Genomic DNA, 22353 nt, shown 5'->3' on the forward strand with positions numbered 1-22353 from the left:
CGATATGTCTTCAGGTGGTGGCAAGTCTTCAACCCCAACTCTCCTTGACGATAACCTCAAATCAAAACAATTTTACCGGGTGCTGGACCTTATATCGGAAGGACCAATCTACGGCCCGATTGATCAGTCACATTTGTCTTCATTCAGGCTGAATAAAACGCCGGTTACTGACGCCAACGGAAACGTTAGTGTTAACGGTATCAGCGTTGCATGGCGACCGGGCTCTGAAAATCAATTACCAATCAATGGTTTCTCTGCAATCGAAGCGACAACCATCGTCAATACTGAAGTTACCTACGATACACCGCTGGTGCGCACCATTACAGACCAGGATGTAACCCGGGTGCGTTGTAATATTGGGACAACCGGGTTGGTCGAGCAGGACACCAAAGGTAACCAAAAGAACACCTCAGTAACTATGGTCATCGAGTCCCGAACTGGTTCAACCGGATGGGTTATCGAAAAAAACGTTACTATCGGCCCAGGTAAAATTTCCGGCGAGTATCTTGAGGCGCACCTGATTGATGCCCCTGACACAAAACCGTTCGATATCCGTGTGCGTCGAATTACGCCGGACAGCACCAGTGATTTGCTGTCAAACGGCACTATCTGGAACAGCTACAGCGAGATCACCGACGATAACCTGAACTATCCGTTCTCCGCTATCGCTGGTGCGGTTATTGACCGAGACCAGTACACCGACACCCCTAGTCGCACATACCATCTTCGCGGACTGATTGTGGATGTTCCTGACAACTACGATCCGATTGCCAGAACTTACTCGGGGTTGTGGACTGGCGGATTCAAAAAAGCGTGGACTAACAACCCGGCGTGGCTGTTCCGTGAACTGGCGAAGAATACCCGTTTCGGGCTGGCGAAACGAGCTGGGTATATCGATGTCGATGACGGGGCGCTGTATGTTCTGTCTCAGTATTGCGATCAACTTGTTAATGACGGCTACGGCGGTCAGGAACCAAGAATGACGCTGAATGCTTATATTACCGATCAGGCGAGTGCGCGTGACATTCTTGACAAGATAGCGAGCATGTTTCGAGGCATAGCGCTATGGGACGGGATGCGCCTGTCCGTCATGATTGACGCGCCACAGGACCCGATTGCGACAATAACAAATGCTAACGTGGTTGATGGTGAGTTCAAGCGTAGCTCCGTGAAGCGTTCAGAGAAATACAATGCCGTTGTTGTGTCCTGGACTGACCCTGATAACGGCTGGGAGCAGGTGAAAGAGTATGTTTCCGACGATGAGATGATCGCACGTGGAAACTATAACGAAACGACCATTGAGGCATTTGGGTGTACGTCCCGAGGCCAGGCATGGCGAGCAGGGAAATGGCTGCTGGAAACAGCGAAGCGCGAGAGCAGCAGACTGTCATTCCAGATGGCGCGCGATGCAATCCACTTCACGCCGGGTGACATCGTTGAAATCATGGATAACAACTATGCTGGTGCACGTCTTGGTGGCCGCATTATGTCGCATGCAGGTAACAAAATTACCGTTGATGCGGTTGATTCGTCTCTGATATCAGAAGGCGACACCATGTCGATCATAGGCAGTGACGGGAAGTTCGTTAAGTTTGAAATTGGCAGTATTGCTGACAATATAGTGACGTTGAAAACAACGCCAGCATGGATTCGTGACGGTACTGTATTTGCCATTTCTACCAGCAACCTTTCTACCAGACTCTTCCGCATCCTGAGCGTTGCAGAGACGGATAACAATTCAGTCTACAGCATCACTGCATCGCAACATGATCCGAACAAACAGGCCATTGTTGATGAAGGCGCTGTGTTTGAGGTCCCCAACGATACGCTGAACGGTTACCGCGTACCTAACGTGGAGAACCTGCGCATCATCAACACCAACTCTGAGACTGTACAGGTTACTGCAACATGGGAGACGGCAACCACTACCAAAAAGCTGGTGTTTGAAGTGTATGTGTACACCGATGACGGGAAAGTGGTTGCGCAGTACGAAACAGACCAGTTCCGTTATGAGTTTTTTGGTCTGAATGCCGGCAGCTACACGCTGGGTGTTCGTGGTCGTAATGAAAACGGGATGAAAGGCGCAGAGACACAAATCAGCATGGTTATCGGAGCACCACCTGCGCCATCCAGTGTTATCTGGACGCCCGGCTTGTTCTCTGCTGACCTGGTTCCTGTTATGCGCATTACGGCAACGACCGACACCTCGTTTGAATTCTGGTATTCCGGGTTGAATCAGATAGAAAATCCCGCAGACATTGAAGATCAGACTCAGTTCCTTGGGCGCTCTAACCAGTGGACCCTTCATGGTCTACAGGCTGATAAAACATATTACGTTTATGTTCGTACCAGGAATGCTTTCGGTGTGTCTGAATTTGTTGAAGCATCCGGGCAGGCGTCATCTGATATTCCAGGAATGATAGAGCTTATTGATGAGCAAATACGAGAGTCAGATGCGTTTAAAAATGTTCAGGAGGGTGTTGATACTAATCTGGAAGGTATCATGTCAAATGCGCTGGCAAACCACGGAACCGTGGAACACCAGTGGGCTCAATATGGGGAGGTCCGGGCTGATATATTGGTAGTAAAAACTACGGTAGCTACTGCTGTAAAGGGATTAGCTGATTTATCTACCTATGTGCAAGCGCAAATTGGCCCGAACGGAGAGTTAACGGCGGCGGTAAATGAAAAGCTTACTGCTCAGGTTGAAGATAATGGTAATGCTAAGGCTTCATATACTCTTAATCTTGGCATTAAAAGAAATGATGTTCTCTATAACGCTGGTTTTGGTATATCCATTGAGCCCTCAGGAAGCACCTATAAATCGACTGTGGTTTTTGCTGCTGATCAGTTTGGTATTTATTCAGGAAGTGACCCTGGTAATTATAAGGCTGCATTCCTGACCTCTAATGGTCAGGTATTTATTAACGAAGCATTTATTGACTATGCGTCATTCACTTTGGCGAAAGTTGGCTCATGGTATTCAGCTAATTACGTTGAGGGACAGACAGGGACGATCATGAAATCAGATGGCACGTTTGAGGTGAATGGTGCAGTTGCCGGGGAGGGCGCAACGAAAATGACCAATCTGAATTACAGCGTTAAAGATGGCAATGGTGTTCTCCGCGTGCAGATTGGCAAATTAACAGGGGTATTCTGATGACATGGGGAATTCAGACATGGGACGCTAATGGCGTCCCGAATAACTATGGCATTAAACCTGTAACCGTAGTGGGCATCATCGATCTTGCTTTAGGTCAGAAAACGGGAAGCTACCAGTTCAACCTTGAGCCTGGCTTAAAGGTTGGGTTTGCAGTTGGTACTCTGGAGGATAAAGGGACAATAAGTTACACAGATAAAAGAAATATTATTGCATCTGGAAACACCATAACAATACAGCCTTCAGGTAGTGATGGGATTAATGATTACCCGGCAGTCAAAGTGCAGTTAATCGTTTTTGCGGAGACTGCGTAGATGGCTAAATATGGCGCATTGATTTCATTACCTAACGGGAACCCTTTTATCACACCTGATTCCACACCAATGACGCTTTACCGAAAAGTCACTGTAAACTCAACTTTTGGGGGGAATTTTAACAGCGCTTCGGCGTCTGTTACTATCGACGGTCAGAAGGGAGGGATTGCCTTTGCAAGAACCAGCGCCCCGGCGAAGATATCAGCTTCAAAAAGTGGCAATACGTTCAGTGTTGATGCGTCTAATTACAGGGGATCGGCTTTTGTCCTTGAGGCCTATTTTTTTGCCATATATCCGCTTACCCTTCCGGCCTGGGGTGTGGCTATATGGGATGCCGAAGGGACACTGGTACTTACGAATGAGTCCAGGGTATTAAGCGACCTTACAACTATTGGTTCACCAGGTGCTGTAAGTGGTGGGCTTAACATTGATACATACATGGCAGGAAAATGGGCCGTAAATCCGATGGGGCTGGGATCTGTCATCCTCCAGGCGGGTTCTGCACCAGGTGGGCAGCCAATATTTCAGTCTGTTGATGTGGGGACGGGTTGCCATGACGACACTGGTGGTACAAGAATTAGGGGGCAAAGTTCAACCACAGCAAGTGGGGCCTCGATCGGATCAACGAATAGCGGAATTGTGATAACGGCGATAAATACAGCGGCATATGATTAAATTGATCGTTTAAAACGATCAATTTATAAGTATCGATCTGTTTAATCTATTTATAATATTTATCCACCTCGGTTATTTTAATGTAAATAACTTACACTGGTGGCGTAAATGAGAAATATAATTATTATGTTTATTATCAGTTTTGTGCTTTCAGCGTGTTCCGGACCATTGCTGGAAAAGCAGATTCCTGTTTGTCAGGCTCAGGCCTTGCTGGGTGGGCAGTCACAAACGGTGGATATTTATGGTGTACGTAAAGTCTCAAATCAGACTGAATACAGAGCCGGTTATCCATTTAACTGGCGATGGGTGAATAAGAATAATTTCACCAGTTCGAACTGTTCGAATTAAACCTACAAAAAATAACCCGCTCCGGCGGGTTTTTTATTATCTGAATTAAGGAGATATCCATGTCAGCAGGAACTTTAACCCTGACGAATAACTCTGCTGCGGTCGCTGGCAGCGGGACCGCGTTTACTACCGATGTGGCGGCCGGAGATTTTATTGTTGTCACTGTCGGCGGTGTTCCCTATACGCTCCCGGTTAAGTCCGTGGAAAGTGGTACAGCGTTGACGCTCGTCAGTAATTATACCGGACCCACACAATCAGGCGCCGCCTGGTCAGCCGTTCCCCGCGTGGCAATGAATATGGTCACTGCGGCACTGGTGGCTCAGAGTGCAGAAGCGCTGCGCGGGCTGAACTATGACAAACAGAACTGGCAGCAGGTATTCAGCGGAACCGGAACGATTACCGTCAGATTACCTGATGGTTCCACATTTACTGGCCCTGCATGGAACAGCTTTAACGACAGTTTGAGTAAAAAATTAGATAAAAGTAAAAATCTTGAAGACATTGAAGATGCTCAAGAAGCCAGAGCGAACCTTTCACTTAAAGGGGCTGCATTACTGGATGTTGGCACAACCAATGGTACTGTCGCAGCTGGAGATGACGCAAGGCTGAGAACTGTTAACGGGAAAACGGGTGGGACGGTATCTGGTCAGGTGCGGGTTTCAGACGCATCAAGAGGTGCTGCGTACATATCAGACGGGACTAACACCTGGGAAGAAACGCAAGGAGTTTTTAGAAATATCATCGCGCAAGGGCAGCATTCTGACGCACAATGGGGCCTTGTTGATTATGTTACGGACAACAATGCAGGGAAGGCCTATGTGCGCCTGATTCCCTTTGCCAGCCCTGGCGAATTTTCTATTTTCCAGATTGACCACACAGGTGAAGCAACCGCCCGTATCTTCTCGCCTACTTGTGATGAACGCATTAAATATGGCATCAGGCGAATTGAAGACCCGTTAGCAGTAATGCTAAAAATTAAAGGGGTGACGTTCAGATATATCGATACCGATATTTTTGGAATAGGGTTTACAGCTCAGGATGTTGAGTCAGCATTTCCGGAGGCGGTAAGCCGCGGCTGTGATGTTACGCTGAAAAATGGAGATGTGGTCAAATGGGTTAAACGTCCGGATACTTACGGCGTCGCTGCTGCACTGCATCATGAGAGTATTCTGCAATTGATGGGGATATTAAAAGAGACCATTACCACAATTGCAGGTACGACTTCTGATACGTCAGCCAGAGAGGCTCTGGAAGTTCTCGCCAATAAAATACCTGCACAGATGAAATAAACTGGCAGGTCAGCGGTGTACAGGCCTGTCCAGGGTCTGTAGGTTATATGATCATGCCAGTAAAGTGGGTAGATGGGAGCCAACCTATTCGGCAACCAGCCACATATCAGCCTCTTCAAACATTTCCTGCACCGCTCGGCTTATCTGTTCCTTCTCATGCTTGCTGGCGTTAGTGTTGATCGCCGGCAGTGTCATCATCGGTTTAACCGGAAGATCATCATGGAGGGCTACTGGTGTTATGAAATGAGACAAAAGCGGGATGCACAAAACTATGCATCGGTTTGCAAAGCTTTGTGCCGTTCTCATTTAGTCGATCGCATCCATTGTTGCAAGACAATTTGAATCAATGTGAAACAGAGTGGTGCAATCACCACTTTTTTAGTGTTACCATCATTTTACCGGGTGAGGGACTGAGGATGTCAGTTTTTCATTTGTGTACCAGATTGTGTACCAATTTAGCGATTGTTGGTTAGATGGTTGCACAACTTACTGTAAACAAATAAATTTTCTCTTTGTATGTGATCTTACGTGTGGGTCACCACTGCAAATAAGGATATAACATGCCTGTTATTACTCTTCCTGATGGCAGCCAACGCCATTACGACCACGCTGTAAGCCCCATGGATGTTGCGCTGGACATCGGTCCAGGTCTGGCGAAAGCCACTATTGCTGGCCGTGTTGACGGTGAGCTGGTAGATGCTTCCGATCTGATTGAGCATGATGCGAAGCTCTCCATCATCACCGCGAAGGATGAAGAAGGTCTGGAGATCATTCGTCACTCCTGTGCGCACCTGTTAGGGCACGCGATCAAACAACTCTGGCCGCACACCAAAATGGCGATCGGACCGGTTGTTGATAACGGTTTTTACTACGATATCGATCTTGACCGTACGCTAACCCAGGAAGATGTCGACGCGCTCGAGAAGCGGATGCACGAGCTCGCTGAGAAAAACTACGATGTCATTAAGAAGAAAGTCAGCTGGTACGAAGCGCGTGAAACCTTCGTGAAGCGTGGCGAGACCTATAAAGTCTCCATTCTTGATGAAAACATTGCCCATGATGACAAGCCTGGCTTGTACCATCATGAAGAATATGTCGATATGTGCCGTGGCCCGCACGTGCCGAACATGCGTTTCTGTCATCACTTCAAACTGATGAAGACCGCAGGGGCATACTGGCGTGGCGACAGCAATAACAAGATGCTGCAGCGTATTTATGGTACTGCATGGGCCGATAAAAAAGCCCTGAGTGCCTACCTGCAACGTCTGGAAGAAGCGGCCAAACGCGACCACCGTAAAATCGGTAAGCAGCTTGACCTGTATCATATGCAGGAAGAAGCGCCGGGTATGGTGTTCTGGCACAATGATGGCTGGACAATCTTCCGTGAACTGGAAGTCTTTGTTCGCTCAAAACTGAAAGAATACCAGTATCAGGAAGTTAAAGGTCCGTTCATGATGGACCGCGTGCTGTGGGAAAAAACAGGTCACTGGGATAACTACAAAGATGCGATGTTCACGACCTCCTCTGAGAACCGTGAATACTGCATTAAGCCCATGAACTGCCCGGGCCACGTGCAGATCTTCAATCAGGGTCTGAAATCCTATCGTGATCTGCCGTTGCGTATGGCCGAGTTTGGTAGCTGCCACCGTAATGAGCCGTCAGGCGCGCTGCATGGCCTGATGCGTGTTCGTGGCTTCACTCAGGATGATGCACATATCTTCTGTACAGAAGAGCAGATCCGTGATGAAGTTAACGCTTGCATTCGTATGGTCTACGATATGTATAGCACCTTTGGCTTCGAGAAAATCGTCGTCAAACTGTCCACTCGCCCCGAAAAACGTATCGGTAGCGATGAAATGTGGGACCGTGCTGAAGCTGACCTGGCCGTTGCGCTGGAAGAAAACAACATCCCGTTTGAGTACCAACTGGGTGAGGGCGCATTCTACGGTCCGAAAATTGAATTTACCCTGTATGACTGCCTCGATCGTGCATGGCAGTGCGGTACTGTACAGCTGGACTTCTCTCTGCCGTCCCGTTTAAGCGCCTCTTATGTTGGCGAAAACAACGAGCGTCAGGTGCCGGTTATGATTCACCGCGCAATTCTTGGGTCGATGGAACGTTTCATCGGTATCCTGACCGAAGAGTTCGCTGGCTTCTTCCCGACCTGGCTTGCGCCAGTTCAGGTTGTCGTCATGAACATCACCGATTCACAGTCTGAATACGTCAACGAATTAACGCAGAAACTACAAAATGCGGGTATTCGTGTAAAAGCAGACTTGAGAAATGAGAAGATTGGCTTTAAAATCCGCGAGCACACTTTACGTCGTGTCCCTTACATGTTGGTCTGTGGCGACAAAGAGGTAGAAGCAGGCAAAGTTGCCGTGCGCACCCGTCGTGGCAAAGACTTGGGCAGCCTGGACGTAAATGAAGTGATTGAGAAGCTGCAACAAGAGATTCGCAGCCGCAGTCTTCAACAACTGGAGGAATAAGGTATTAAAGGCGGAAAACGAGTTCAAACGGCACGTCCGAATCGTATCAATGGCGAGATTCGCGCCCTGGAAGTTCGCTTAACAGGTCTGGAAGGCGAAGCTTTGGGTATTGTGAGTCTGAGAGAAGCGATCGAAAAAGCTGAAGAAGCTGGAGTAGATTTAGTTGAAATCAGCCCTAACGCCGAACCGCCAGTTTGTCGTATTATGGACTACGGCAAGTTCCTTTATGAAAAGAGTAAGTCTTCTAAGGAACAGAAGAAAAAGCAAAAAGTTATCCAGGTTAAGGAAATTAAATTCCGTCCTGGCACCGACGATGGCGATTACCAGGTAAAACTCCGCAGCCTGGTACGCTTTCTGGAAGATGGCGATAAGGCTAAGATCACGCTGCGTTTTCGCGGTCGTGAGATGGCCCACCAACAGATCGGTATGGAAGTGCTCAACCGCGTCCGTGACGATCTGAGTGAACTGGCAGTAGTCGAATCCTTCCCTACGAAGATCGAAGGCCGCCAGATGATCATGGTGCTCGCTCCTAAGAAGAAACAGTAAGGCCTTCAAGTAGCAATGTCTGTGGAGCCTGCGGGTTCCACAGCCGTTGTTCGCCTACGTTTCGTTTATTAACAATGCGAAGTGGAAGTTATTAAAATGCCAAAAATTAAGACCGTACGCGGTGCTGCTAAGCGCTTCAAAAAAACCGGTGGTGGTGGATTTAAGCGTAAGCACGCAAACCTGCGTCATATTCTGACCAAAAAATCTACTAAGCGTAAACGTCACCTGCGTCCAAAAGGCCTTGTTTCTAAAGGCGATCTGGGTCTGGTTATCGCGTGCCTGCCGTACGCATAAGCCGTTAACGTTTAATTAATTTTTTTACTAAGAATATAGATACAGGAGAGCACATATGGCTCGCGTAAAACGTGGTGTAGTTGCCCGTGCACGTCACAAGAAAATTTTGAAACAAGCTAAAGGCTACTATGGTGCGCGTTCTCGCGTATACCGCGTTGCCTTCCAGGCTGTTATCAAAGCTGGTCAGTACGCTTATCGTGACCGTCGTCAGAAAAAGCGTCAGTTCCGTCAACTGTGGATTGCGCGTATCAACGCAGCAGCACGTCAGAACGGTATTTCTTACAGCAAATTCATCAACGGCCTGAAAAAAGCCTCTGTTGAAATCGACCGTAAGATCCTGGCTGACATCGCAGTATTCGACAAAGTAGCGTTCACCGCTCTGGTCGAAAAAGCGAAAGCAGCTCTGGCATAAGCCGGTGAAAAGAGGGAGCCTGGCTCCCTCTCTTTTATTTGTAGTGCAATCAATTGGTTGACAATTTATCCGTAAGCCTTTTCAATAAAGGTTGTCCGGTTTTTACCACACAAGGTAACGCAAGCATGAATGCTGCTATTTTCCGCTTCTTCTTTTACTTTAGCACCTGAACTCAGGAGGCTTGCGCGTGAAAGAAGAAACGGAAAACAGCGCCTAAAAGCCTCCCTGGTGGAGGCTTTTTTTATACACGTTATCCTTCAGGCTGCCTCTGCGTTGGCTGCAGTCGCTTACCCCAGTCACATATTTGTCTGAGGATTAGCGCTCTACTGCTGTCTTGACTCAGCCAGAATGATTTTGTGTATATACGAGCGACTAGTGAATATCGCAACATAACGAGGAAAACCATGTCACATCTCGCAGAGCTGGTTGCCAGTGCAACGGCCGCCATTAACCAGGCTTCAGATGTTGCCGCGTTAGACAATGTCCGCGTCGAATATTTGGGCAAGAAAGGGCACCTGACCCTTCAGATGACTACCCTGCGTGAACTGCCGGCAGAAGAGCGCCCGGCAGCAGGTGCGGTGATAAACGAAGCCAAAGAGCAGGTTCAGCAAGCGCTGAACGCGCGTAAAGCCGAATTAGAAAATGCCGCGCTGAATGCTCGTCTGGCTGAAGAAACGATCGATATCTCCTTGCCTGGGCGTCGTATCGAAAACGGCGGTTTGCATCCGGTAACGCGGACTATCGATCGCATTGAAAGTTTCTTTGGTGAGCTGGGCTTTACCGTGGCAACCGGTCCGGAAATCGAAGATGACTATCATAACTTCGATGCGCTGAACATTCCTGGCCATCACCCGGCGCGCGCTGACCACGACACTTTCTGGTTTGATGCGACGCGTCTGCTGCGTACGCAGACTTCCGGCGTGCAGATCCGCACTATGAAAGAAAAACAGCCGCCGATCCGTATTATCGCTCCGGGCCGCGTATATCGTAACGACTACGATCAGACGCACACCCCAATGTTCCATCAGATGGAAGGGCTGATTGTTGATACCAACATCAACTTCACCAACCTGAAAGGCACGCTGCATGATTTCCTGCGCAACTTCTTTGAAGAAGACCTGCAGGTTCGTTTCCGTCCTTCCTACTTCCCGTTCACCGAACCTTCTGCGGAAGTTGATGTGATGGGTAAAAATGGCAAATGGCTGGAAGTATTGGGTTGCGGAATGGTTCACCCGAACGTGCTGCGTAACGTCGGTATCGATCCGGAAATCTACTCTGGCTTTGCATTCGGTATGGGTATGGAGCGTCTGACCATGCTGCGTTACGGCGTAACCGATCTGCGTTCTTTCTTCGAAAACGATCTGCGTTTCCTCAAACAGTTTAAATAAAGGCAGGATAAAACAATGAAATTCAGTGAACTGTGGTTACGCGAATGGGTAAACCCGGCGATTGATAGCGATGCGTTGTCAAACCAAATCACGATGGCGGGTCTGGAAGTTGACGGTGTGGATCCTGTTTCTGGCGCGTTCAATGGCGTTGTGGTGGGCGAAGTGGTTGAGTGTGCTCAGCATCCGAACGCTGACAAACTGCGCGTCACCAAGGTGAATGTCGGGGGCGACCGCCTGCTGGATATCGTCTGCGGTGCGCCAAACTGCCGTCAAGGGCTGAAGGTGGCTGTAGCAACCGTTGGTGCCGTTCTGCCGGGCGATTTCAAAATCAAAGCCGCGAAACTGCGCGGTGAACCGTCTGAAGGCATGCTGTGCTCGTTCTCCGAGCTGGGTATTTCTGACGATCACAACGGTATTATCGAACTGCCTGTCGATGCACCAATTGGTACCGATATCCGTGAATACCTGAAACTTGACGATAATACTATCGAAATCAGCGTCACTCCGAACCGCGCCGACTGCTTAGGCATTATCGGTGTGGCACGTGACGTTGCTGTACTGAACAAAGCCCCTCTGGTTGAGCCGGAAATAGCGCCAGTAGCCGCAACTATTAGCGACGTCCTGCCGATTCAGGTCGACGCGGTGGAAGCCTGCCCACGCTATCTGGCCGCGTGGTGAAAGGCATTAACGTTAAAGCGCCAACCCCGCTGTGGATGAAAGAAAAACTGCGTCGTTGCGGCATCCGCTCGATCGATGCCGTGGTTGACGTGACTAACTATGTGCTGCTCGAATTGGGCCAGCCGATGCACGCATTCGACAAAGACCGCATTGAAGGCGGGATTGTTGTCCGCATGGCAAAAGAAGGTGAAACCCTGGTATTGCTGGACGGCAGTGAAGCGAAGCTGAATGCGGATACGTTGGTGATTGCGGACCATAACAAAGCGCTGGCAATGGGCGGCATCTTTGGTGGCGAGCACTCCGGTGTGAATGATGAAACGCAAAACGTCCTGCTGGAATGCGCGTTCTTCAGCCCGCTGTCTATTACCGGTCGCGCACGTCGTCACGGTCTGCACACCGATGCCTCTCACCGCTATGAGCGTGGTGTCGATCCGGCGCTGCAACATAAAGCCATGGAGCGTGCTACGCGCCTGCTGATTGATATCTGCGGCGGCGAAGCGGGTCCAATCATTGACGTGACGAACGAAGCCTCGCTGCCAAAACGCGCAACCATTACGCTTCGCCGTAGCAAACTTGATCGTCTGATCGGACACCATATTGCGGATGAGCAGGTGAGCGATATTCTGCGCCGTCTGGGTTGTGATGTTACGGAAGGGCAAGATGAGTGGAAAGCGGTAGCGCCGAGCTGGCGTTTCGATATGGAGATCGAAGAAGACCTGGTCGAAGAAGTCGCCCGTGTATACGGTTATGACAATATCCCGAATACGCCAATTCAGGCGGGTCTTATCATGGGTACGCATCGTGAAGCGGATTTGTCGCTGAAACGCGTAAAAACCATGCTGAATGACAAAGGCTACCAGGAAGTTATTACCTACAGCTTTGTCGACCCGAAAGTCCAGGCGCTGCTGCACCCGGGTGAAGAAGCGCTGCTGCTGCCAAGCCCAATCTCGATTGATATGTCGGCAATGCGTTTATCCCTGTGGACCGGCTTGCTGTCTACGGTAGTGTACAACCAGAATCGTCAGCAAAACCGCGTGCGTATTTTCGAAACGGGTTTACGTTTCGTACCGGACACGCAGGCCAATCTCGGGATCCGTCAGGATCTGATGCTGGCGGGCGCGATCTGCGGTAACCGTCATGATGAACACTGGAATCTGGCAAAAGAGACCGTTGATTTCTATGATCTGAAAGGCGATCTGGAAGCGGTTCTCGACCTGACCGGCAAGCTGGCGGATATTCAGTTCAAAGCTGAAGCGAATCCAGCACTGCATCCGGGGCAGTCTGCGGCGATTTATCTGAAAGGTGAACGCATTGGTTTCATTGGGGTTGTTCATCCTGAACTGGAACGTAAACTGGATCTGAACGGTCGCACTCTGGTGTTTGAACTGGAGTGGAACAAGCTCGCAGACCGCGTGGTGCCTCAGGCGCGTGAAGTTTCTCGCTTCCCGGCGAACCGTCGCGACATCGCAGTTGTTGTGGCAGAAAACGTTCCCGCTGCGGATATTTTATCCGAATGTAAGAAAGTTGGCGTAAATCAGGTAGTTGGCGTAAACTTGTTTGACGTGTACCGCGGTAAGGGTGTTGCGGAGGGTTATAAGAGCCTCGCTATCAGCCTGATCCTTCAGGATACCAGCCGTACACTTGAAGAAGAGGAGATTGCCGCTACCGTCGCCAAATGTGTAGAGGCATTAAAAGAGCGATTCCAGGCATCATTGAGGGATTGAACCTATGGCGCTTACAAAAGCTGAAATGTCAGAATATCTGTTTGATAAGCTTGGGCTTAGCAAGCGGGATGCCAAAGAACTGGTCGAGCTGTTTTTCGAAGAGATCCGTCGTGCTCTGGAAAATGGTGAGCAGGTAAAACTCTCTGGTTTTGGTAACTTCGATCTGCGTGATAAGAATCAACGTCCGGGCCGTAATCCGAAAACGGGCGAAGATATTCCCATTACAGCACGGCGCGTGGTGACCTTCAGACCCGGACAGAAGTTAAAAAGCCGGGTTGAAAACGCAACGCCGAAAGAAGAGTAATCTGAACTAACTAAAAAGGCCGCGAATGCGGCCTTTTTTCTTAGTGGGCCAGAAGGAAAAACAGCCCGGTCAGTGCTGCGCTCAGCAGGTTAGACAACGTGCCCGCCAGGATCACTTTAAGCCCCATTTTAGCAATGAAACTTTTTTTCCCCGGCACAATCCCCCCCAGTACGCCAATCAATGCGGCAGGAGAGGACAAATTGGCAAACCCAGCCAGCGCCATGATCGTTATTATCTGCGAATATTCCGACAGTTGGTCTTTCATTGGAATAAAGCTGGTATACGCGACGAACTCATTCAGCACCAATTTTTGACCTAACAGGCTGCCAATTTGCAAGACTTCGTTAGTGGGAATGCCCAACAGCCAGGCAACCGGAGCAAAAAGGTAACTGAAGATAAATTGTAGCGTGACGTTACCATAGCCGAAAAAGCCACAAAACCAGCCCAACAAGCCGTTCACCATAGCAATTAATGCAATCAGTGCCAGAAGCATTGCCCCCACGTTAGCGGCGAGCTTCAGCCCGATAGTCGCGCCATTTGTCGCCGCTTCAACGATGTTGATAGGCTTTTCATCTTGACCAAGCATATCGCCTGACACGTCGGCAGTGTTTTCGGGTTCCGTTTCTGGAAACAGCATTTTCGCCATTAACAGACCGCCTGGTGCTGACATAAAAGAGGCGGCTACCAGATAGCGAATTTCGATCCCCATACTGGCATAGCCAACCAGCACTGAGCCTGCGATAGAGGCCACACCACCTGTCATGAGGGCAAACAGTTCTGAGCGCGTCATGCGTGGCGCATAAGGTTTCATCAGGACGAAGACGTCAGTATTGCCCGCAAAAATATTGGCCGTTGCAGCCATGGATTCTGCCGGGCTGGTGCGCAGCAGTTTATGGATACCCGTACCGATGAGACGGATAATCCACTGCATGATGCCCAGGTAGTACAGCACGGAGAACAATGCTGACATAAAAATGATAATCGGCAGAACATGCACGGCAAATACAAACCCCATTTTGAACTGTCCGAGATTACCGAAGAGAAAGTTAATCCCTTCAGACGAATAGTTCAGCATGCCTGACAGACTGTTTGATATGGCGAGTAAGATTTTTTCCCCTAAGGGGACATACAGGATAAATGCAGCAAAAAGAGCCTGGATTGCAAAGGCGCCGCCAACGGTGCGAAACCGGATAGCTTTGCGATTTTCTGAACATAGCCAGGCAACGAGTAACAGGACAACAATGCCAAGTATGACGATGAGTATCTGCATGGTTTATCCCTCATCGGCATCAATGATGCTACGGAAAAGATCTTTAAAGAGAGCATCCCGCTCAATAAATTTTGCGACCTGAATGACGTGACGGCGGTTATCAAAACTCCAGCTCAGATTGTCATTGATCAAAGGGGATGTACGGTATTCACAGGTGAACCAGTCAGGATTCAGGACATAGCCAACCGTAGTGATATCCCAAATGACTTTGCGGGATGCAAAACCAATCCAGGGGCATCGCGGGGCAATTTCAGCAAAGTAGCTACCAATGCGGCTGGTCTCTGCAAAATAGTGCTGCATCTCTGGGACCGATGAGGCCATAGTGTTAGCCACGCCAAAGCAGGGGATTTGGGTGAGCGCTACGCCGCTATCAAAAAGTACCCGACTCGCCGCAATGTCCTGCATCAGGTTGAATTCATGATTATCTTTCCAGGCATAACTGTTACCCCCAAGCCAGATGACATGAATCTTTGTGACGATGTCCGGCGCGAGGAGCAGTGCGTTAGCGATATTGGTCGGCGCGGCGATTGCGAGTACATGTAATGTTTGCTCAGCCGTTCTTGCCCGGTTAATCAAATCCTGTACTGCTGCTGACATCTCCGGCTGATTGCTATCTTTCAGATAGCGTGTTGAACCCTGGAATATTTGCGGTATGTTTTCGCGGCGGGGGAGTTTGTTAAATACGCGATAGATCTCATCGACGCTCAGTTGCATGCCTACTGCGGGATCGTCAACATATGTGTGCGAGCCCTCTTTACCAAAATAGTGGTTGGTAAACGGAGCGGCGTAAACAGCTTGCAGATCGAGGCGCTCCGGGTGTAAGAATGCCCAGGCAATGGCCATCTGATCGTCAATTTCATTGTAGGTATCGCTGTCAATAACGATAGGCACTTTGCCATAATTAGGTGGCGTAATTAAGGCAATACGCTGCGCTGAAGTTAATTCAGGCCAGTGGATACTTAACATCGTTAATGTTCCTTAAGTTAGAAGTCGTAGGCCAGTCGATAAATGAGAATATCGCCATATCCATCCGCACCAAGTTTGTTATAAAAGTATCGATACATTAATGTGGTGGATATATGAGGCATGATTTTCCAGGTAATATTCAGGCCGCCGTTTAAACCATTGCTACCATGATTGTTAGCGGTATAGTCATCATTACGGTCAAGTTCTATTTCATTCCAATTGGACAGTAAGAAGTCCTGGTTGAGAAGATTGAAAGCATAGCCAGCGTTCCATCCGATTGAGAAACCATTGAGTCCATTAATATCATAAGCTGGGCCAAAATTACTGTGCGCGGTAATGTACTGACGAGCAATCCAGGGTTTAAACCACCATCCATCGCCTTTCAGGTCGGTATAGCCAAGCCCAATAAATTGATTCGTCTCTTTAAAATTAGGGCTTTGCGAATTATAGACTTTTGTAAATAGGCTGGCACCCGTTTTCCAGAGGTAGGTATGAATTTCACCATTCGCAGTCTGCCCCTGATTTCCTTCGTCATCTAGAATGTTTTCAAAATCATAAAAACCGTACATTTCACCCCAATCAAAACCAATACCTCCCTCAATACCAATTAAGGCTTGTTCATATTCGAGGTCTTTAACACCGGCATCCCAGGATTGATAGTCAAAATGTATATTTCCCCAACCGTATTGTTGTTCAGCTAATGAGGAAAAAGCTACGCACGATAATAAAGCCCCGAAGGCGATTTTTTTCATTTTATATCCCTATTTTTGTGGTGGGTTAATATCAGTATTTAGTACAAGCTAATCGTTTTAATACGAGTTCATGGGATGGCATATTGGCTGCGCCTTCACGCTCTACGGCCAGTGCGGCAAATACACAGGCGTAATGAATTGCGTTGGCAATATTTTCTCCACAGGCAAGTCGTGCAGCGAGTGCACCATTAAATGCATCACCGGCGCCGGATGTATCAATATTAACGGCGGGATATGCCGGGAACTGTTGGTGAGTAGAACCATCAAATAACCAGCACCCATCTTTGCCTAACGTAATTAGAATATATTGTGGTCCCATTTGGTGCATGGTTTCGGCGGCCTGACGAATATCGTCTGGCGTACGAATAGCCTTGCCAATTATCGCCTCTGCTTCTGTGAGGTTTGGGGTCAGGATGTGTGTCCAGCGGAGAAGATCTGTCACTTCCTTGCGCCATGGTGCTGGATTCAGGATTGTCATCACCCCGGCGGCATGTGCGAACTTAATAGCTTGAGCTGTAGCATCAGGATTGTTTTCCATCTGCGTCAAAAAAACATTGGCGGTGCCTATCTCGTCATAACAGGATATAATTTCTTCACTCGTTATTTCCTGATTAGCCCCTGGATTAATAACGATTACATTATCGCCAGCCTCTTCGGATATCATCACTACGGCACTGCCGGTTGGTGCATCATTTTTGGTAAAGATTGTTAGTTTTTCTAATCCTACGCCATTTAAAAAATGCTGGGCTTTGGTTGAAAACTCATCTTCACCTAATTTGACTGTAAAATAAGTGCGAGCATTGGCTTGTGCGGATGCTATCGCCTGGTTGCTGCCTTTCCCTCCGGGTAAACAACAGGATAAAAGCGCGCGCGTAGTTTCCCCTGAAATAGGAAAACGGTGAAGCCGATATACTAAGTCAGTATTAAATGAACCCAGAATGTAAACTTTCCCATTGTTTTCGTTCATTGATATTTCTCGTTCGATCTTTGATTGGTTAATGATGATGTTTTGGTGCAAATAAAGAGAGTTATTCTCATATAATGGGAATGCATTGTCGTGATTATATACAGCACCTCCATAGCATGAGCGGACATGTCCTGTTTTTACGAGGTCATTGATGTCGCGGCGGAGTGTTCTTTCCGTAACATCAAGTACCTTAACAAGAGATGATATTTTTACACTTCCTTGTTTTTTGAGTAGTGTTAAAATATAGCGAAGACGCTGTTTTTTGTAACGACAGGGCATCTAATCCTCACTTTTCATGAATGTGATGAGAGGTCCATGTAATAAGTTTATTTTGTCTATGCGTTAATTTTTTGGTGAATGAATTTATTTGTTGAATAAATAGTTAAAGATCTGATTACCACTAAGTACACCGATGATACCAAATACACCAGGCCAGACAGTAGGGGCTGGGATGGGGAGTTTTATTAATGTAAATATGAAGCCAATAATTGCACCAGCAATAAGCGAAAGAATTATATCCATAAGATAATTCCTGAGGGTGTTATGATGATACGAAGACTACACAATATATTTACGTATTGATGAGAAGACAATCACACAAAACTTCTGCAACCGGACATCCTGTCCGGTTGTGGTTATTTATTTAATCTCAGGAACGATATTAATAATGACAGGTACTACCTGGTATTGCTGCCAGCATTGCATTATGCAAAAGTCTAAGGTTCATGCTGTTTTGGGCCATTGCCTCATTTGCGGTAGAGCTTCCTTCCATGTTTTTTGCTTTCATCGTAAAATTAATGAGATAACCCATAAAAAAAGTATAAACATGCAACCTTTTGCACAATTACAACGTCGGCGAGACCGATACTGGTTAGGCACTTTATCGCTGTTGCTATTGGTCATGCTCGTGATTAGCTTATGCGCAGGAGAACAGTGGATCGCCCCCGGCGACTGGTTCAGCGCCCGCGGCGATCTGTTCGTCTGGCAAATCCGATTTCCCCGTACCCTCGCCGTTTTGCTGGTAGGCGCTGCGTTGGCCTTATCTGGCGCAGTGATGCAAGCTCTCTTTGAAAACCCGCTCGCAGAGCCTGGATTACTGGGCGTGTCTAATGGCGCGGGGGTCGGGCTCATCGCGGCGGTGCTGCTGGGGCAGGGGCAGCTCCCCGGCTGGGCGCTGGGTTTATGCGCCATCGCTGGGGCGCTGATTATCACGCTTATTCTGCTCCGTTTTGCCCGCCGTCATTTGTCTACCAGCCGTCTGCTGTTGGCGGGGGTGGCGCTGGGGATTATCTGTAGCGCGCTAATGACATGGGCCATCTACTTCTCCACTTCATTTGATTTGCGACAGCTAATGTACTGGATGATGGGGGGCTTTGGTGGCGTTGACTGGCATCAGGCCTGGCTCATGGTGGCGTTGATTCCGGTGCTGGTGTGGATCTGCTGTCAGTCGCAGCCGATGAATATGCTGGCGCTGGGGGAGACTTCTGCACGTCAGTTGGGATTGCCATTATGGTTCTGGCGCAACCTGCTGGTGGTCGCCACGGGCTGGATGGTTGGCGTAAGCGTGGCTCTGGCAGGAGCGATTGGCTTTATTGGGCTTGTGATCCCACATATTCTGCGGCTGTGCGGCTTAACCGATCATCGCGTGTTACTGCCGGGCTGCGCGTTGGCTGGCGCTATCGTATTACTGTTGGCTGATGTTGTCGCGCGTCTGGTGCTGGCCTCGGCTGAGCTGCCAATTGGCGTGGTGACGGCCACCATGGGCGCACCGGTATTTATCTGGCTATTGTTAAAAGCCGCGCGCTAGAACGCGTTGATTCGGTCTATGATTAAAAACTGAAAATCCACCTGTTGTTCTGGAGATGCTATGCAAAACACTATCCTCGATACAGACGTGACGACCATCGACGGCGAGGTGACCTCACTGCAGCCGTATGCCGGAAATGTGCTGTTAATCGTCAACGTTGCTTCAAAATGTGGGCTAACGCCGCAATATGAGCAACTGGAGAATCTGCAGAAAGCCTGGCATCAGCAGGGCTTTACCGTTCTTGGGTTCCCCTGCAACCAGTTTCTGGGCCAGGAGCCGGGCAGTGAAGAGGAAATAAAAACGTACTGCAGTACCACCTGGGGCGTTACCTTCCCGATGTTCAGCAAAATTGAGGTCAACGGCGAGGGACGCCATCCGCTGTATCAGAAACTGATTGATGCCGCGCCAACCGCCGTTGCGCCTGCGGATAGTGGATTCTATGAGCGTATGGCGAGTAAAGGTCGGGCGCCGCTCTACCCGGACGATATTCTGTGGAATTTCGAGAAGTTTTTAGTGGGTCGGGATGGTCAGGTACTGCAACGATTTTCACCTGATATGACGCCTGAGGATCCTGTTTTGGTGCAATCCATCAAGACGGCGCTGGCAAACTAATGTCTCGATTGATGCAGCTACAGGACGTAGCAGAATCGACCCGACTCGGCCCGCTTTCTGGTGAGATAAAAGCAGGGGAGATCCTGCATTTAGTGGGACCTAACGGCGCAGGAAAGAGCACACTGTTGGCGCGAATGGCGGGTCTGACGACCGGCAAGGGCAGCATCACCTTTGGTGATGTGTCATTGGATGAATGGCCGGCAGCAAAGCTGGCGCAATATCGCGCTTATCTTGCGCAACAGCAAAACCCGCCGTTTGCGATGCCGGTCTGGCATTTTCTGACGCTGCATCAACCCGATAAAGCGCGCACCGATCTGTTACAGGAAGTCGCCGATGCGCTTGGGCTTGGGGATAAGCTGGGACGCAGCGTGAATCAGCTCTCCGGCGGTGAGTGGCAGCGCGTGCGCCTGGCTGCGGTTATCCTGCAGATTTGCCCACAAGCGAATCCATTCGGCCAGCTTTTGCTGCTGGATGAGCCGATGAACAGCCTGGACGTGGCGCAACAAAATGCGCTGGACCGGATGCTGGGTCAGCTGTGTTTGCAGGGCATCGCGATTGTAATGAGCAGCCATGACCTTAATCATACCTTACGTCATGCGCACAAGGCCTGGCTCCTCAAACGCGGGAAGCTGCTTGCCAGTGGTGCTCGTGATACGGTACTAACGCCGGCCAATCTGTCTGCGGCTTATGGCGTGAACTTCCGTCGTTTGGATATTGAAGGCCACAGAATGCTCATATCAACCACTTAAGTTAAATGGGTTCTTGAAAATCATATAATTTCCACGCTAAATTGACATAAAAATATAATTCAGAGGATTCGTCCTGAATGCGCTTTTGGCTTCTTTTCATCACAGCATTGTTTTTGGCGGGCTGCAGCAGCCATCGTGCTCCTGCGCCAAATGCCCGCTTGTCGGATTCTATCGCCGTTATCGCCGGGCTTAATGACCAGCTACAAACCTGGCATGGCACACCCTATCGTTATGGCGGCATGAGCCGTAGCGGAGTGGATTGTTCTGGATTTGTATTGATGACAATGCGCGATAAATTCGATCTGCAACTCCCGCGTGATACGCGCACGCAATCAAAGATTGGTACCGAAATTGATAAAGATGATTTGCTGCCCGGCGATCTGGTGTTCTTTAAAACCGGGTCTGGGGAAAGCGGTCTGCATGTCGGAATTTACGATACCAATAATCAATTTATTCATGCCTCAACCAGCCGTGGTGTGATGCGCTCGTCACTGGACAACGTTTACTGGCGCAAAAACTTTTGGCAGGCGCGACGTATTTAATCCTCATCAGTCACGAGGCTGCCTACGGCTGAGCAGCCTCGACATTTCCATTTGTTAGTAACTTCTTATTTCTGCCGCCAGCCGGACAATACCCCTGAACATTAAGAGCGTATCTTGCTAAAAATATGATTTATTCCGAGATATTAAAAAGTGCAAAGCTGGATATTCGCTTATAATCAGGATAAGCTAAAAAAAAGGGATTCGATTTACTGGCTATAAAGGGAAAAATGAAAGGGCCTCTACTTGCATCAGCAATAACGTATTTCTCCATCCTTTGCTACAGGATGCCGGATAACACCTATGCAGAGGGGCTGGCACGATGATTGTTTCAATGGATACTCTTTACCATTCAGAGTTCTCTTTTCTCCCTGCGAGAAACGAAAAAGGCGATCTTGAATACGTAGATATCATTACCAGTTTTGCCAGTGCGCAGGGGGATGTGCGTATACCCACCGAGCTGGTCCTACCTCGGATGTCGGACGAAGAGCAATGTCGCTTATTTACCGAAAAGCTTGAATTAATCGAAACGTGCCAACATTTTTTTATTCAACGAAAGGTTTCTGCCTGGATTAATTTAACGCCGGCAATTGCTAATACTTTATTATCAGATGCTAAATTTGCTTCACAAGTTGAACGATTGTCATTTCTGGAACTGGCTATTAATGAAAACTATCCAGAGTTAAATAATGGAAAAGCGAATCCAACGCTGGCAGCACTGGCGGCGCGATTTCCATTAGTACTGACAAACTATGGTGCTGGCGGCATATCAAACCGGGCAATTTTTGATGGGCTGTTCAAACGCGTCGTGCTCGATAAAAACTTTGTTCAACAAAGGATTACACATATTTCGTTTGAGCCATTTATGCGAGCTATCCTGGCACAGCTATTTCCCTGCAGTGAGTCAATCATCATTAGCGGTATTGATACCCCCGAGATGTTAGCGCGCGTACTGCCACTGGGATTCAGCGCCATGCAGGGCGCGCTGTGGCCTGCTGTGCCCCCCGCGCAGATAATTTCGCTCGCGAAGATATAACCCTCATATTTGCTGGTGTTTAACAGGCTTTTAA

General features: G+C 48.7%; 22 protein-coding genes, 2 pseudogenes and 1 other annotated feature. Of the genes and pseudogenes, 18 read left to right on the top strand and 6 right to left on the bottom strand.

What is annotated here, in order from left to right:
- Positions 1 to 4 precede the first annotated feature (4 nt).
- From B9P82_RS20110 to B9P82_RS29040, 5 genes are all read left to right on the top strand, one after another.
- Entirely contained in the window at positions 5 to 3160 is a 3156-nt protein-coding gene (locus B9P82_RS20110) for a TipJ family phage tail tip protein (protein ID WP_101700815.1), read from the top strand.
- The gene (locus B9P82_RS20115) at positions 3160 to 3474 is read left to right on the top strand and encodes a hypothetical protein (RefSeq protein WP_044700331.1); all 315 of its coding nucleotides are present in this window, start codon (positions 3160 to 3162) and stop codon (positions 3472 to 3474) included. Before B9P82_RS20110 ends, B9P82_RS20115 begins: the two co-directional genes overlap by 1 nt.
- The gene (locus B9P82_RS20120) at positions 3475 to 4149 is read left to right on the top strand and encodes a hypothetical protein (protein WP_101700816.1); all 675 of its coding nucleotides are present in this window, start codon (positions 3475 to 3477) and stop codon (positions 4147 to 4149) included.
- A 108-nt stretch (positions 4150 to 4257) separates the two neighbouring features.
- The gene (locus B9P82_RS20125; RefSeq protein WP_101700817.1) at positions 4258 to 4497 is read left to right on the top strand and encodes a phage exclusion lipoprotein Cor; all 240 of its coding nucleotides are present in this window, start codon (positions 4258 to 4260) and stop codon (positions 4495 to 4497) included.
- Positions 4498 to 4556: 59 nt separating this feature from the next.
- Complete coding sequence (locus tag B9P82_RS29040) at positions 4557 to 5786, top strand: tail fiber domain-containing protein (RefSeq protein WP_101700818.1); 1230 nt, start codon at positions 4557 to 4559, stop codon at positions 5784 to 5786.
- 84 nt (positions 5787 to 5870) lie between these two features.
- Here B9P82_RS29040 and B9P82_RS29045 read toward each other — a convergent pair.
- A pseudogene (locus B9P82_RS29045) lies at positions 5871 to 6032 on the bottom strand (DinI-like family protein); the annotation flags it as partial.
- Positions 6033 to 6346: 314 nt separating this feature from the next.
- On the opposite strand from B9P82_RS29045, the gene thrS reads away from it, so the two are divergent.
- The 8 genes and pseudogenes from thrS to ihfA all read left to right on the top strand — a co-directional run bounded on the left by thrS (position 6347) and on the right by ihfA (position 13621).
- A complete protein-coding gene (gene thrS, locus B9P82_RS20140) occupies positions 6347 to 8275 on the top strand; it encodes a threonine--tRNA ligase (RefSeq protein ID WP_016152864.1) in 1929 nt (642 codons plus the stop codon).
- Positions 8276 to 8278: 3 nt separating this feature from the next.
- The gene (gene infC / locus B9P82_RS20145) at positions 8279 to 8821 is read left to right on the top strand and encodes a translation initiation factor IF-3 (protein WP_048997935.1); all 543 of its coding nucleotides are present in this window, start codon (positions 8279 to 8281) and stop codon (positions 8819 to 8821) included.
- 96 nt (positions 8822 to 8917) lie between these two features.
- Positions 8918 to 9115, top strand: a complete 198-nt coding sequence (rpmI, locus tag B9P82_RS20150) for a 50S ribosomal protein L35 (RefSeq protein WP_003030583.1) — start codon at positions 8918 to 8920, stop codon at positions 9113 to 9115.
- A 55-nt stretch (positions 9116 to 9170) separates the two neighbouring features.
- Positions 9171 to 9527, top strand: coding sequence for a 50S ribosomal protein L20 (rplT, locus tag B9P82_RS20155; RefSeq protein WP_003030578.1), 357 nt, complete (start codon positions 9171 to 9173; stop codon positions 9525 to 9527).
- Positions 9528 to 9647: 120 nt separating this feature from the next.
- Positions 9648 to 9772: a sequence feature (Phe leader region), on the top strand.
- Positions 9653 to 9697 carry a pheST operon leader peptide PheM gene (pheM, locus tag B9P82_RS28705; RefSeq protein WP_001386830.1) on the top strand — a complete coding sequence of 15 codons (45 nt, stop codon included), beginning with the start codon at positions 9653 to 9655 and terminating at the stop codon, positions 9695 to 9697. (Overlaps the previous feature by 45 nt.)
- A gap of 159 nt (positions 9773 to 9931) precedes the next feature.
- Entirely contained in the window at positions 9932 to 10915 is a 984-nt protein-coding gene (gene pheS, locus B9P82_RS20165) for a phenylalanine--tRNA ligase subunit alpha (protein WP_016152865.1), read from the top strand.
- A 15-nt stretch (positions 10916 to 10930) separates the two neighbouring features.
- Positions 10931 to 13317 (top strand): annotated as a pseudogene (gene pheT, locus B9P82_RS20170) (phenylalanine--tRNA ligase subunit beta).
- Between the two features lie 4 nt (positions 13318 to 13321).
- A complete protein-coding gene (gene ihfA, locus B9P82_RS20175; RefSeq protein WP_003030571.1) occupies positions 13322 to 13621 on the top strand; it encodes an integration host factor subunit alpha in 300 nt (99 codons plus the stop codon).
- A gap of 40 nt (positions 13622 to 13661) precedes the next feature.
- On the opposite strand, the gene B9P82_RS20180 is transcribed toward ihfA, so the two are convergent.
- The 5 genes from B9P82_RS20180 to B9P82_RS20200 form a co-directional block, all read right to left on the bottom strand.
- Complete coding sequence (locus B9P82_RS20180) at positions 13662 to 14891, bottom strand: NupC/NupG family nucleoside CNT transporter (RefSeq protein WP_016156338.1); 1230 nt, start codon at positions 14889 to 14891, stop codon at positions 13662 to 13664.
- A 3-nt stretch (positions 14892 to 14894) separates the two neighbouring features.
- Positions 14895 to 15857: a nucleoside hydrolase gene (locus tag B9P82_RS20185; protein ID WP_016152868.1), complete on the bottom strand. Its 963-nt coding sequence runs from the start codon at positions 15855 to 15857 to the stop codon at positions 14895 to 14897.
- 17 nt (positions 15858 to 15874) lie between these two features.
- Complete coding sequence (locus B9P82_RS20190; RefSeq protein ID WP_016152869.1) at positions 15875 to 16609, bottom strand: outer membrane protein OmpK; 735 nt, start codon at positions 16607 to 16609, stop codon at positions 15875 to 15877.
- Positions 16610 to 16640: 31 nt separating this feature from the next.
- Positions 16641 to 17855, bottom strand: coding sequence for a PfkB family carbohydrate kinase (locus B9P82_RS20195; RefSeq protein WP_101700820.1), 1215 nt, complete (start codon positions 17853 to 17855; stop codon positions 16641 to 16643).
- 84 nt (positions 17856 to 17939) lie between these two features.
- Positions 17940 to 18098, bottom strand: coding sequence for a DUF1427 family protein (locus B9P82_RS20200; RefSeq protein ID WP_049268801.1), 159 nt, complete (start codon positions 18096 to 18098; stop codon positions 17940 to 17942).
- A gap of 304 nt (positions 18099 to 18402) precedes the next feature.
- Here B9P82_RS20200 and btuC point away from each other — a divergent pair, with 304 nt between their 5' ends.
- The 5 genes from btuC to B9P82_RS20225 all read left to right on the top strand — a co-directional run bounded on the left by btuC (position 18403) and on the right by B9P82_RS20225 (position 22319).
- On the top strand, positions 18403 to 19383 hold the full coding sequence (gene btuC / locus B9P82_RS20205) for a vitamin B12 ABC transporter permease BtuC (protein WP_032931198.1): 981 nt from the start codon (positions 18403 to 18405) through the stop codon (positions 19381 to 19383).
- A 60-nt stretch (positions 19384 to 19443) separates the two neighbouring features.
- Positions 19444 to 19995 carry a glutathione peroxidase gene (locus B9P82_RS20210; RefSeq protein WP_016156341.1) on the top strand — a complete coding sequence of 184 codons (552 nt, stop codon included), beginning with the start codon at positions 19444 to 19446 and terminating at the stop codon, positions 19993 to 19995.
- Positions 19995 to 20744, top strand: coding sequence for a vitamin B12 ABC transporter ATP-binding protein BtuD (gene btuD, locus B9P82_RS20215; RefSeq protein WP_016152874.1), 750 nt, complete (start codon positions 19995 to 19997; stop codon positions 20742 to 20744). The genes B9P82_RS20210 and btuD overlap by 1 nt, the downstream gene beginning before the upstream one ends.
- Positions 20745 to 20821: 77 nt before the next feature.
- On the top strand, positions 20822 to 21286 hold the full coding sequence (locus tag B9P82_RS20220) for an NlpC/P60 family protein (RefSeq protein WP_003832591.1): 465 nt from the start codon (positions 20822 to 20824) through the stop codon (positions 21284 to 21286).
- Positions 21287 to 21605: 319 nt separating this feature from the next.
- The gene (locus tag B9P82_RS20225) at positions 21606 to 22319 is read left to right on the top strand and encodes an EAL domain-containing protein (RefSeq protein ID WP_047417843.1); all 714 of its coding nucleotides are present in this window, start codon (positions 21606 to 21608) and stop codon (positions 22317 to 22319) included.
- The last annotated feature ends 34 nt before the right edge of the window (positions 22320 to 22353 follow it).

The sequence above is a fragment of the Citrobacter sp. L55 genome (assembly GCF_002850715.1).
Taxonomy (GTDB): domain Bacteria; phylum Pseudomonadota; class Gammaproteobacteria; order Enterobacterales; family Enterobacteriaceae; genus Citrobacter; species Citrobacter braakii.